This is a genomic window from Paraburkholderia terrae, assembly GCF_002902925.1.
GTDB lineage: Bacteria > Pseudomonadota > Gammaproteobacteria > Burkholderiales > Burkholderiaceae > Paraburkholderia > Paraburkholderia terrae.
In genome coordinates this window covers 2,632,809-2,645,523 of the sequence record NZ_CP026111.1, presented here as the reverse complement: position 1 = coordinate 2,645,523, position 12,715 = coordinate 2,632,809, and the positions used below count along the sequence as shown (strand labels likewise).

At 62.1% G+C, this 12,715-nt stretch carries 12 protein-coding genes; 8 read left to right on the top strand and 4 right to left on the bottom strand.

Annotation, left to right across the window (positions count from 1 at the left end; genetic code table 11):
* Positions 1-2: 2 nt before the first annotated feature.
* Positions 3-260, bottom strand: a complete 258-nt coding sequence (locus C2L65_RS11680; protein ID WP_042316527.1) for a hypothetical protein — start codon at positions 258-260, stop codon at positions 3-5.
* A gap of 141 nt (positions 261-401) precedes the next feature.
* On the opposite strand from C2L65_RS11680, the gene C2L65_RS11675 reads away from it, so the two are divergent.
* Positions 402-1,790: a tetratricopeptide repeat protein gene (locus tag C2L65_RS11675; RefSeq protein ID WP_042316539.1), complete on the top strand. Its 1,389-nt coding sequence runs from the start codon at positions 402-404 to the stop codon at positions 1,788-1,790.
* Between the two features lie 71 nt (positions 1,791-1,861).
* Here C2L65_RS11675 and C2L65_RS11670 read toward each other — a convergent pair whose 3' ends face one another.
* Positions 1,862-3,034 (bottom strand): ABC transporter substrate-binding protein, encoded by a 1,173-nt coding sequence (locus C2L65_RS11670; RefSeq protein WP_042316524.1) that lies wholly within the window; start codon positions 3,032-3,034, stop codon positions 1,862-1,864.
* A 67-nt stretch (positions 3,035-3,101) separates the two neighbouring features.
* The gene (locus tag C2L65_RS11665) at positions 3,102-4,043 is read right to left on the bottom strand and encodes a CysB family HTH-type transcriptional regulator (RefSeq protein ID WP_042316522.1); all 942 of its coding nucleotides are present in this window, start codon (positions 4,041-4,043) and stop codon (positions 3,102-3,104) included.
* A gap of 234 nt (positions 4,044-4,277) precedes the next feature.
* Between C2L65_RS11665 and C2L65_RS11660 the strand changes: the two genes are divergently transcribed.
* The 7 genes from C2L65_RS11660 to bla all read left to right on the top strand — a co-directional run bounded on the left by C2L65_RS11660 (position 4,278) and on the right by bla (position 11,530).
* A complete protein-coding gene (locus tag C2L65_RS11660; protein ID WP_042316519.1) occupies positions 4,278-5,957 on the top strand; it encodes a nitrite/sulfite reductase in 1,680 nt (559 codons plus the stop codon).
* 19 nt (positions 5,958-5,976) lie between these two features.
* Positions 5,977-6,522 (top strand): DUF934 domain-containing protein, encoded by a 546-nt coding sequence (locus tag C2L65_RS11655; RefSeq protein ID WP_042316517.1) that lies wholly within the window; start codon positions 5,977-5,979, stop codon positions 6,520-6,522.
* On the top strand, positions 6,519-7,265 hold the full coding sequence (locus tag C2L65_RS11650) for a phosphoadenylyl-sulfate reductase (RefSeq protein WP_042316515.1): 747 nt from the start codon (positions 6,519-6,521) through the stop codon (positions 7,263-7,265). The genes C2L65_RS11655 and C2L65_RS11650 overlap by 4 nt, the downstream gene beginning before the upstream one ends.
* Positions 7,266-7,368: 103 nt before the next feature.
* A complete protein-coding gene (gene cysD, locus C2L65_RS11645; protein ID WP_042316537.1) occupies positions 7,369-8,328 on the top strand; it encodes a sulfate adenylyltransferase subunit CysD in 960 nt (319 codons plus the stop codon).
* 55 nt (positions 8,329-8,383) lie between these two features.
* Positions 8,384-9,700 carry a sulfate adenylyltransferase subunit 1 gene (locus tag C2L65_RS11640; protein WP_174485120.1) on the top strand — a complete coding sequence of 439 codons (1,317 nt, stop codon included), beginning with the start codon at positions 8,384-8,386 and terminating at the stop codon, positions 9,698-9,700.
* A gap of 27 nt (positions 9,701-9,727) precedes the next feature.
* Positions 9,728-10,495 carry a uroporphyrinogen-III C-methyltransferase gene (gene cobA / locus C2L65_RS11635; protein ID WP_042316510.1) on the top strand — a complete coding sequence of 256 codons (768 nt, stop codon included), beginning with the start codon at positions 9,728-9,730 and terminating at the stop codon, positions 10,493-10,495.
* Between the two features lie 138 nt (positions 10,496-10,633).
* A complete protein-coding gene (gene bla / locus C2L65_RS11630; RefSeq protein WP_042316508.1) occupies positions 10,634-11,530 on the top strand; it encodes a class A beta-lactamase in 897 nt (298 codons plus the stop codon).
* Between the two features lie 787 nt (positions 11,531-12,317).
* Here the strand turns inward: bla and C2L65_RS11625 are convergent.
* A complete protein-coding gene (locus C2L65_RS11625) occupies positions 12,318-12,698 on the bottom strand; it encodes a sirohydrochlorin chelatase (protein WP_042316910.1) in 381 nt (126 codons plus the stop codon).
* Between the last annotated feature and the right edge of the window lie 17 nt (positions 12,699-12,715).

The window sequence follows — 12,715 nt, the reverse complement described above, 5'->3', positions numbered from 1 at the left end:
GTTCAGCCCTTGCTGCGCTTGATCTGCTCTTCGAACGCAAGATCGAGCTTGCTGGCCTTGCGCGGTTTCGGCGGGCCGAAACCGTCGACGAACTTGACGAAATCATCGAGCGGCAGCGGATCGGAGACTTTCTGGTCCGTGCCGCTCGACTTGTCGACGAGATAGAACAGTCCGCCAGACAGGCTGACCGCCGCGAAGCGCGGATTGCCACTGCGGGTCTTCAGCCGTTCGACGGCATGGATGGCTCGGGTCGTGCGCATGATTCGATGGTGCCGTGCAGTGCTTGAGTTTTTAAGATTGCTGCATGATTCTACGACGTATACTCGCGCGCCGGTTTGCGGCAGCGCCGCGACCCGGTGGATGTCCCGCCATTTGCGTAGAACGTCGAAACAATGCCCGCCATGCCTTCAGTCCAGGAAACACTCGATGCGCTTGCCCATGCGCCCGACGATGCAGAAAAGCTGCGAGCTGTCTGCGTCGCGCTGCTGCACGACATGCGTGACGACGAACTGCTGACCTATACCGAACGCGCGCTCGCCATCGAGCCGCGCGATCTCCATTTCGTCAACTGGCGCGCGTATGCGTTGACACTGCTCGGACGGCATTTCGATGCCGTCGCGACGTGGCGCAACTATGCCGCGCTGCCGTGGCAGCCCGCGTACTACAAGATGAGCCTCGGCCAGAGTCTCGTGATGTCGGGCGACGTCGAGCGCGGCATTCCGATGCTACACGACGCATGGCGCACGGCTGCCGCGGGAGGCGACTGGTTTGCGCGCAAGGCCGAGCATCTGTATGGCGAGGCATTGTTGCGCACCGCGCGTCCTGCAGGCTTCGAGCCGTGGCTCGCGCGCAATGACAGCGACAGCGGCAACTACCAGTCCGTCGATATTCCTTCGTGGTCGGGCGAACAGGATTTGCGCGGCAAGCGTGTGCTGATTACGCATCAGATGGGTTTTGGCGATCAGTTCCTGTTCTTTGCCAACGTATCGCAATGGCAGGCAGCAGGCGCGCAGTTGATGATTACGTGCGATGCGCAGTTGTATCCGCTATTGCAGGCGTCGCTGCCAGATTGTCATGTGGTGAGCGCGGCGCGTCCGTTGCGTCAGCACGAGGCGTTGCCTGAAGAGTTAGCCAGTGAGGTTCGCGAATTCGCGCCCGATCTGCATGCGACGTTGCCGCATTTGCCGCTGCTCGCCGCGCAACAAGTGCCGCTGCCGTCACCGTTTTTCCCGGCCTATCTGCGCGCGCCCGAAGCGGAGCGCGAGGCCGCCGCCGCATGGGCGCGCGAGTTGCGCGCCGCGGAGCCGGGCAAATCGCTGATCGGCATTTTCTGGGACTGCAACCAGCGCCACGCGCATGAGGTCGGCGCGGTGATGCGCTGCTCGGCGATCCGCCGCAGCTTGCCGTTGACGGAAGTCGATCACCTGGTGATGCATCCGTCCGTCGCAGCGAAGCGGCATTTCGTGAGCCTGCACCATCCTTCAGTGCAGCAGTTCGCTGGCATGCCGTCGGGCAATATCGGCGTGTACGGGCCGGGGATCAAATCGTTTGCGGAGACGGCTGCGTGCATCGAGCAACTGGATGCCGTCATTGCCGTCGATTCAGGCGTCGCGAACCTGAGCGCGATGCTCGGTAAGCTGACCATCGTGCCGCTCAATGTGGCAAGCGAATGGCGCTGGGGTGTGGAAGGCGATACGTCGCCGTGGATGGCGAATCTGAAGCCGCTGCGTCAGACGCTGATGGGCGACTGGCGCAGCGTGATCGATGAGGCGATTAGTTTTTTGTCGTAGCTGATGGCGCTGCAGCGGTGGGGCGGCACGCGCCCCGTTCGCTGCTACGTCGAGCCAGGATCACGCAGCGATCACTGACTCAAATACGTAAACTTCCCACCCTTGATAATCCCCATCACGCTGGCCCGCTGATCGAGCCCGACGTGATCCTTCGCGCTCGTGTTCACGACGCCGTTCGGCACCACCAACTCATGCGCGTGCTCGAGTTCCGTGCGCAGCGCCGCGCGAAACTCCGGCGTACCCGGCTGCGCCGTCTTCAACGCGCGCGCGACGGCATCCTGCAGACGCGGATACACACCCGCCGCATCGCCCGCGAACTGCGTGACAGTGTTCGGCCCATACTGCGCCTCATACGCGTTGACAAACGCAAGCGCTGCCTTCTTCGCCGGATGATCGGCGGGCAACGTGCGCGCCACGACGACCGGCTGCGTTGGGAACAGCGTCCCCTCGACATCCTTGCCGCCCAGCTTGATGAACTCCGGCGTCGCGATGCCGTGCGTCTGATAGATCGCGCCCTTGTAGCCGCGCTCGACGAGCGTGCGCTGCGGCAGCACAGTCGGCGTGCCCGCGCCCGCGATCAGCACGGCATCGGGCTTCGCGGCGATCAGCTTCAGCACCTGGCCCGTGACGCTCGCATCGGTGCGGTTGAAGCGCTCTGTCGCAACTACTTGAATGTGACGCAGCGTGGCAAACTTCGTGAACTCGTTGAGCCAGCTATCGCCGTAGCTGTCCGCGAAACCGATAAAGCCAACTGTCTTGATGTTGTGATTCGACATGTAGCGCGTCATCACATCGGCCATCGCGCTGTCCGTCTGCGCCATCTTGAACGCCCAGACCTTCTTGCCTTCCTGCGGTTCGACAACACTGGCCGAGCCGATCAGCGTGATCATCGGCGTCTGGCTCTCGGCGACGGGATCGAGCGCTGCCATCGCGGCGGGCGTGATATTGGGGCCGACGATCACATCGACGTGATCCTCGTTGATCAGCTTGCGGATGTTGCGCACGGCATTGCCCGGATCGGAGGCGTCGTCGAGGATGATGTACTGCGCGTTCTGACCGGCAATCGTCTTCGGCCACATCAGCATCGCGTTCTTGCTGGTGATGCCGATCGTGGCGGCGGGCCCCGTGCTCGACAGGTCGATGCCGACCTTGATGTCCGCGTGCGCGGCGGCGGCGGCGAACAGCGCGCCGATCGCGGCGGCACGCATCAGGGTGCGTTTGATTTTGTTCTTGTGCGACGACATGCGAAAGATCTCCTGGCAGGTAGCGTGGCCGTTTTTATAGCCGATCAGTTATACCGGGTCAAAAACCTCAAAGCTCGTACGTTTCGTGATCGCCCTTGAGCGCCTGCTCGATCAGCTTGCGGTTCATGTTCGGCGACAGCAGCTCGACGAGCGTATACACATAGCTGCGCAGATACGCGCCCTGCTTGAGCGCGACGCGCGTCACGTTGCTGCCGAACAGGTGCCCGACGGGCATCGCGCGCAGATGGCGGTCGCGTTCGGCGTTGAACGCGATGTCGGCCATGATGCCGACGCCCAGCCCCAGCTCGACGTAGGTCTTGATCACATCCGCGTCGATCGCTTCGAGGACGATGTCGGGATGCAGACCGCGCAGGCGGAACGCTTCGTTGATCTTGGTGCGGCCGGCGAACGCGTTATCGTACGTAATCAGCGGATACTGCGTGAGGTCGTCCAGCGACAGCTGCTTGCGCTCCAGCAGCGGATGATCGGCGGGCATCACGGCCAGATGGTGCCAGGTGAAGCAGGGCAGTGACACCAGTTCCTTGTAGGTCGAGATCGCCTCGGTTGCGATGGCGACGTCCGCCTGATCGTGCAAAACCAGTTCTGCAACTTGGGTAGGGCTGCCTTGCAGGATTGAAAGGTGGACCTTCGGGAAGCGCTTTTTGAATTCGGCGATGGCGGCGGGCAGCGAGTAGCGCGCCTGCGTGTGCGTCGCGGCGATCACGAGATTGCCCTGATCCTGCGCCGCGTAATCTTTACCGACTCGTTTCAGGCTCTCAACCTCCTGAAGAATCCGCTCGACGGACGCCAGAATGATCCGGCCCGGCTCCGTCAGCGATCGCACGCGCTTGCCGTGCCGCGTGAAGATCTCGACGCCCAGCTCGTCCTCCAGCTCGATGATCGCCTTCGAGACGCCCGGCTGGCTTGTAAACAGTGCCTTGGCAGCTTCCGTCAGGTTGAAATTCTGGCGGACGGCCTCACGCACGAAGCGGAACTGATGCAGGTTCATATATAACCTCGCCGCATATCAAAAGAATTTTTTAGTCGTTTGAAATATAAGGCGAGTTTATTACGATTTGTCCAGTTTTTCCAATATGGATATCTGTTTTTGTCATTAGCAAATGAGCGATGCGTCTAAACGGCTGGTCGCCGTCTCGCTCAAAGCAGACTGATGATGACAAATCCGAAGCGCGGCGTAACCGGAACGCCGCGTCGTGAGACGAACAAACCCTGGGGTCCCCGAATGTACCAATACGATCAGTACGACCAGACCATCGTCGACGAACGCGTCGCGCAGTATGCCGACCAGGTTCGCCGCCGCCTGTCGGGCGAATTGAGCGAAGAAGAGTTCCGCCCGCTGCGCCTGCAAAACGGCCTGTATATGCAGCGCCACGCGTACATGCACCGCATCGCGATTCCGTACGGCAACCTGCGCAGCGACCAGTTGCGCATGCTTGCGACGATCGCACGCGAGCACGACCGCGGCTACGGCCATTTCTCGACGCGCTCGAACATCCAGTACAACTGGATCCAGCTCGAAGAAACGCCTGAAATCCTCCGCAAGCTCGCGTCCGTCCAGATGCACGGCATCCAGACGTCGGGTAACTGTATCCGCAACATCACGGCCGATCAGTTCGCGGGCGTCGCGCCCGACGAAATCGTCGATCCGCGTCCGTGGGCGGAAATCATGCGCCAATGGTCGACCTTCCATCCGGAATTCGCGTGGCTGCCCCGCAAGTTCAAGATTGCCGTGTCGGGTACGAAGGAAGACCGCGCAGCCGTGCAGATCCATGATCTGGGTGTCTATCTGAAGAAGAACGACGCGGGTGAAGTGGTCGCCAGCATCCTCGCGGGCGGCGGTCTGGGCCGCACCCCGATCATCGGCGCGATCATCAAGGAAGACCTGCCCTGGCAGCACCTGCTGACGTACTGCGAAGCCGTGCTGCGCGTGTACAACCGCTACGGCCGCCGCGACAACCTGTATAAGGCGCGCATCAAGATTCTCGTGAAGGCGTTGTCGCCCGCGAAGTTCGCGCAGCAGGTCGACGAAGAATGGCAACACCTGAAGGACGGCCCGTCGACGCTGACGGAAGCGGAAGTCGCGCGCGTGTCGCAATACTTCGAGCCGCCTGTCTATGAAAAGCTGCCGGACACGGACGCTTCGTTCGAGAAGCATCTGCTCGAAAGCAAGCCGTTCGCCCGCTGGGTCGAGCGCAATGTGCGCCCGCATCGCGTGTCGGGCTATTCGTCGGTGACGATTTCGCTGAAGCCGCGCGACATCGCGCCCGGCGACGCGACGGACACGCAGATGAACGCCGTCGCCGATTGGGCTGACGAGTACTCGCTCGGCGAAATTCGCGTCTCGCACGAACAGAACCTGATTCTCGCCAACGTGAAGAAGCGCGATCTGTACGCGCTGTGGGAAAAGGCCAAGGCGCAAGGCTTCGCGATGCCGAATATCGGTCTGCTGACCGACATCATCGCGTGCCCGGGCGGCGATTTCTGCTCGCTCGCGAACGCGAAGTCGATTCCGATTGCGCAGGCTATCCAGCAACGTTTCGACGACGCTGACTTCGTCTATGACCTCGGCGACCTGTCGCTGAACATCTCGGGCTGCATGAACTCGTGCGGTCACCATCACGTCGGCAACATCGGCGTGCTGGGCGTGGACAAGGACGGCTCCGAGTGGTACCAGGTGTCGCTCGGCGGCGAGCAGGGCACGGGTCATGACGGTGCGAAGCTCGGCCGCGTGATCGGCCCGTCGTTCTCGGCGGAAGAAATGCCGGACGTGGTGTCGAAGGTGATCGATACGTTCGTCGAAAACCGTATTGACGGCGAACGCTTCATCGACACGTACAACCGCATTGGACTCGCGCCGTTCAAGGAACGCGTGTACGCATCGCGTCAGCCGGCTCACGCGTAACGGGAACAAGGATTAGCAGATGGCATCGATTATCAAGGACCGCGCAATCGTCAACGACGACTTCACGGTAGTCCGCGCAGCTGAAGACGGCACGTTGCCCGAAGTCGGCGCGTTGCCGGCTGGCAAAGTGATCGTCCCGTTCGCGTTGTGGCAGGCGTCGCGCGACGAGCTGACGGCTTCGCGCAGCGCGCAGGAAATCGGCGTGTGGCTCGCGCCGGACAGCGAACCCGCTGACATCGTCGCGGACTTCGACAAGATCGCGCTGATCGCGGTGGACTTCCCGGTGTTCCGCGACGGACGCGGCTACAGCACGGCGCGTCTGCTGCGCGAGCGTTATGGCTTCAAGGGCGAGATTCGCGCGATCGGCGACGTGCTGCGCGACCAGTTGCGCTTTTACGAACGTTGCGGCTTCAACGCGTACGCACTGCGCGAAGACAAGGACATCCACGACGCGCTGAAGGCGTTCACCGAATTCACTGTCCAGTATCAAGGTGCATTCGACGATCCTTCGCCACTCTTTCGCCATCGCGAAGCGGCCGCTGCCGCGCAGAAGGCGTCGGTATGACGAGCGCAACGGGCATCACGGCTGAACTGCAAGCGAAGATCGAACGTCTGGACGTGCTGCTCGATTCGATCGCGCAGCGTCACGACAAGGTCAAGCTCGCGAGCAGCCTCGCGGCGGAAGACATGCTGCTCACGCACGCCATTCTGTCGCGCGGCGTGAAGATCGGCATTTTTTCGCTGAACACGGGCCGCCTGCATGCGGAAACGCTCGGCATGATCGACCGTGTGCGCGAGCGCTATGGCTACGAGATCGAGCAGTTTCATCCGCTGGCGGATTCCGTCGATGAATACGTCGCGCAGCACGGCCTGAATGCGTTCTACGAAAGCATCGATCTGCGCAAGCGCTGCTGCGAGATCCGCAAGGTCGAGCCGCTGAACCGGGCGTTGTCCGAAGTCGGCGCGTGGGTGACGGGCCAGCGTCGCGAGCAGTCGGTGACGCGCGCGGAACTGCACGAGGAAGAGCAGGATCACGCTCGCAATATCGGCAAGTACAACCCGCTCGCCGACTGGACGGAAGCCGATGTGTGGGCTTACCTGAAGGCGTTCGACGTGCCCGTGAATCCGCTGCATGCGCGTGGCTATCCGAGCATCGGCTGCGAGCCGTGTACGCGCGCCGTGCGCCCCGGCGAAGACAGCCGGGCAGGGCGCTGGTGGTGGGAGTCGCGCGATACGAAGGAATGCGGACTGCACATCACGACGATCCCCGTCACGGTGATCACAGAAAACGCGTCACCGCTCCACTGAGCCGCACGCGAACGCAGAAACAGATTTTCGATTGAATCTTCTCGTGTCGCACACATCTGGTGAGAACCCGATCATGCGACACGAACCAACGAAGGACCTGAACATGAGCACGACGCTCGATTCCACTGTCAACCCGCTGAACGTCACGGCGAACCGGATGGACCATCTCGACTGGCTCGAGGCTGAGTCGATTCACATCCTGCGCGAACTCGTTGCCGAGTGCAGCAAGCCGGCGCTGTTGTTCTCGGGCGGCAAGGATTCCGTCGTCGTGCTGGCGCTCGCGTTGAAGGCGTTCGGCCTCGGCGCGAACCGCAAGACGCAGCTGCCGTTCCCGCTCGTGCATATCGACACGGGTCACAACTATGACGAAGTGATCGACTTCCGCGATCGCCGCGCGAAGGAAATCGGCGCGGAACTCGTGGTCGGCCACGTCGAAGATTCGATCAAGAAAGGCACCGTGCGTCTGCGCCGCGAGACGGATTCGCGCAACGCCGCGCAAGCCGTCACGCTGCTCGAAACGATCGAGCAATACGGCTACACGGCGATGATCGGCGGAGCGCGCCGCGATGAAGAAAAGGCGCGTGCGAAAGAGCGCATCTTCTCGTTCCGCGACGAGTTCGGCCAGTGGGACCCGAAGGCGCAGCGCCCCGAACTGTGGAGCCTGTTTAACGCGCGTCTGCATCAAGGCGAGCATCTGCGCGTGTTCCCGATCTCGAACTGGACGGAACTCGACGTGTGGCAATACATCGCCCGCGAGAACCTCGAACTGCCGTCCATCTACTACGCGCACAAGCGCGAGATCGTGCGCCGCAACGGCCTGCTCGTGCCCGTGACGCCGCTCACGCCGATCCGCGAAGGCGAGTCGAGCGAAGAGGCAGTGGTCCGTTTCCGTACCGTGGGCGACATCAGCTGCACGTGCCCCGTTGAAAGCGATGCGGACGATCTGGAAAAGATCATCGCCGAAACGGCCGTGACGGAAATCACGGAACGCGGCGCGACTCGCATGGACGACCAGGCGTCGGAAGCGGCGATGGAAACGCGCAAGAAACAAGGTTATTTCTAAGTGGGACGGGAGTAACGCGCTAAAGCGCGAACTCCCGTCGACAGAGGCAAAGAAGATTATGAGCATTCATCAACCTGAAGACCTCGGCGTACTTCGATTCATCACGGCAGGCAGCGTCGACGACGGCAAGAGCACGCTGATTGGCCGCCTGCTGTATGACAGCAAGGCTGTGCTGTCGGATCAGCTGTCGGCGTTGTCGCGCGCGAAGAACAAGCGCACGGTCGGCGACGAAATCGATCTGTCGCTGCTGACGGACGGCCTCGAAGCCGAACGCGAGCAGGGCATCACGATCGACGTCGCGTACCGCTACTTCGCCACCGCGAAGCGCAAGTTCATCATCGCCGACACGCCGGGCCACGAGCAGTACACGCGCAACATGGTGACGGGCGCATCGACGGCGCACGCCGCGATCATTCTCGTCGACGCGACGCGCGTCACGTTCGAGGACGGCGTCGCGCAACTGCTGCCGCAGACCAAGCGCCATAGCGCGATCGTCAAGTTGCTGGGCCTGCAGCACGCGATCGTCGCGATCAACAAGATGGATCTCGTCGACTACAGCGAAGCGCGCTTCAACGAGATCCGCGACGCGTATGTCACGCTGGCGCGTCAACTCGGCCTCGCCGATGTACGCTTCGTGCCCGTATCGGCACTGAAGGGCGACAACATCGTGACGGCGAGCGAGCGCATGCCGTGGTATGCGGGCGAGCCGTTGCTCGACTTGCTCGAAGCGCTGCCCGTCGAACTGCCGACGGATCAGGGACTGCGTTTCCCGGTGCAATGGGTCGCGCGTCAGGACGGCAGCCAGGCCGACGATTTCCGTGGCTACATGGGCCGTGTCGAATCGGGCGAAGTGAAGCTCGGCGATTCGATCGTCGTGTTGCCGGCGAACCGTCAGGCGACCGTTGCCGAGATCATCGCGCCCGTGCCGGGCGGCACGGCGCAAGTGGACCGCGCATTCGCGGGCCAGACGGTGACGATCCGCCTCGCGGAAGACGTCGACGTGTCGCGCGGCGATACGTTCGTGCTGGCAACGGGTGTCGTGCAACCGGCGAAGAAGCTCGAAGCGGACTTGTGCTGGTTCGACGACACGCCGCTGTCGACGGCCCGCAAGTATCTGCTGAAGCAGACCACGAGCACGGTGTTTGCGCGTATCGGCGGCATCCAGCAGGTGCTCGACGTTCACACGCTGTCGCATGCGACGGACCGTCATGAACTGGCGATGAACGATATTGGCCGCGTGTCGCTGACGCTGCAAAAGCCGATCGTCGCCGACGAGTACGACACGCATCCGGGCACGGGCGCCTTTGTGCTGATCGACGAAGCAACGCATCACACGGTCGCGGCCGGCATGATTCGTTCTTTCTCCGCTTGAAGTCCACAGCGGACGGAGCGCGAGCAAATGGGTAAGGTGTATCTGATCGGCGCCGGGCCAGGCGCTGCGGACCTGATCACGGTTCGCGGCGCGCGGCTGCTGGGACTCGCCGATGTCGTGCTGCACGATGCGCTGGTCGAGCCGGCGATGCTCGACTACGCGCCGCATGCGCGCAAGATCGCGGTGGGCAAGCGTTGCGGGCAGCGCTCGACGGCGCAGCACTTCATCAACAAGCAGATCGTCGATGCCGCGCGCGAGCATGGCGTCGTGGTGCGGTTGAAGGGCGGCGATCCGATGCTGTTCGGCCGCGCCGATGAAGAGATGCGCGCGCTCGAAGCGGCGGGCATCGAATATGAAGTCGTGCCGGGCATCACGGCGGCCTTGGCGAGCGCGGCGTCGCTGCGGCGTTCGTTGACGCTGCGTGGCGTGTCGCGCAGTGTGGCGCTCGCGACGCACAGCCGCGCGCCGGATTCCGCCGAGATTCGCGAGCAGGTGAACGCGGATTCGCTGGTGTTCTACATGGGCCGCGACAGCGCGCCCGAGATCGCGCAGCAACTGATCGACGCGGGCCGTCCGGGATCGACGCCTGTCGCGATTGTCGAAGCGTGTTCGACGCCGCGCGAACGCATGTTGACGCTGACGCTCGAAGGACTTGCCGCTGGCGATGCGCAATTGTGGCTCGACGCGTCGCAGCCTTCGCTGCTGATGATCGGCGACGCGTTTGCCGAGCGGGTCACGCAAAGCGAGCCTGAGTCAGCTGTGGAGCAAGGTCAGCCTGAGTTGCGCGTCGCTTAAGGTTCTATTGCTGCTGCTTTCTATTGATCGGCCGCATTCGCGTGAGTGAATGCGGCCGATTGTCTTTTCCGCGGTCCATCGAGCCAGGCACGTGCGTTGCGTTAAGATTTCCTTTCGCTTTGCATTCGAACTGGACTCATGCCTTTTTCTTCTTTGCGTCGTTCTTTACTGATTGCGCTTACAGCCGGTCCCGCGATCGGCGTGCGTGCGCAGCCGGCTTCGTCTGTCTCGGTCAATCTCGCCGCGCGCGAGCGGTTCGAAAAACTGGAGGCGTCGAGCGGTGGGCGCCTTGGTGTGGCTGCGCTCAATACGGCGGACGGGTCGTATGTCGGCTATCGCGAGTCGGAGCGGTTTCCGATGTGCAGCACGTTCAAGCTGCTTGTCGTTGCGCTGGTTTTGAAACGCAGCATGGCCGAACGTAGTCTGCTCGACGAGCGTGTTCGATACGGTGACGCCGATCTTGTCGCGAACTCGCCTGTTACGAAGCGGCACGTGGGGGAGGGCATGACCATCGGCGAACTGAGTGCCGCGGCGCTGCAGCACAGCGATAACACGGCGGCTAAGCTGCTGCTGACGGCTGTCGGCGGACCGGAGGTGTTGAACCAGTTCGCGCTTTCGATTGGGGATGAGTGGTTTGATCTGTTGCGCGGGGAGCCCGAGGTTAATGCTTCCGTGCCGGGCGATATGCGGGATACCACGACGCCGCGGGCGATGATGCTCGATGTGCAGAAGCTTCTGCTTGCTGATGATGTGCTGGGTCCGCAGCAGCGGGAGCAATTGAAGGCATGGATGCTCGGCAATGTTACTGGCGCGGCTCGGATTCGGGCTGCCGTGCCGGGTTCTGGATGGCTGGTCGCCGATAAGACCGGGAGCGGGGATTACGGGACGGCTAATGATGTGGCTGTTGTGTATCCGCCTTCGGCGGCGCCTTTTGTTGTCGCTGTCTATTTCACTGGTGTGATGCCCAAACAGACGCTGCCGCGCGATGAAGTTGTAGTTGAGGCTGCGCGGATTGTGTTTGATGTGATGAAGTGATTTTTTTGTCTGCGACGCTTTGGGTGGGTGCTTTCGCTTTCGCTGGCATCCGCGATTTGTTAGCGTGCTTCACGCGTCGCCCCTGTGCGGGGCGGCACCTACTTTTCTTTGCCGCCGCAAAGAAAAGTAGGCAAAAGAAAGCGGCTCACACCGCCAACATTTCTTCCTGCCTGAGGGCCCCCAGCCGGTCTTACGCTTCACACGGCAATCACGTGACTCATGTTCGTTGCCAACGCTGTGAATGAACGCCTCACCCACGTCACACACCCGTACACGTGTTAGCGGCAGCGAATGGTATGTGCCGCCCAGGTGGCAAACTGTGTGTAGGTTGTCGCGGCGTATAACTCGGCGCTCTTACAGGGTGGGACGCTTGCCCTGTCGGTCCGGAGTGAGGCGTGCGGAGCACCCAGGCCTACACACAGTTTGCCACCTGGGCGGCGGTGGACTATCTGGTACGGCATGCTGCGACGCGGGTGCGTGAAGCGGGTGCTGCGCAGCGCAGGAGCGTTGGCAACGAACGCGAACAGGAAGGTTGCCGTGTGAAGTGAGGGACCGGTTGGGGGCCCTCAGGCAGGAACAAGGATTGGCGGTGTGAGCCGCTTTCTTTTGCCTACTTTTCTTTGCGGCGGCAAAGAAAAGTAGGTGCCGCCCCGCACAGGGGCGACGCGTGAAGCACGAAGGCATAACGCGGATGCCAGCGAAAAGACAAAACCCGTAACGCGGATGCCAGCGCAACCACAAGCAAACCAGCCCAGCGTCGCAGGCAAACCAAAACCAAAACCCAAAATCAAACCAAAGCCTGCCGCAGGCAATACGCAGCAATCGCCTCAATCACATCGGCGTCCTCGCCAACAGCAGTAGCACACCGAATCTCAACAGAAGGATTCGCGCTGCGGCATTGCTCAAGAATCGCCGGCAGATCTCGCCGAACATGCCCGCCCTGTCCAAAAAAAACCGGCACAACGGTGATAACAGAAGCTCCTGCTGCGACCTGACCAGCCACAGCCCCCGGCAAATCGGGCGTCATCAGTTCGAGAAACGCGAGCGAAACGGGCCCCGCCGACGCACCGCGCAACTCCGCCAAACGCGCGGACAGCCGCTCAAAAGGCTCAGCCCATCGGGCGTCCCTCGCCCCATGCGCGAACAGCACAATTCCATGAGCACCCATCGTCCGATCGCCCCGCG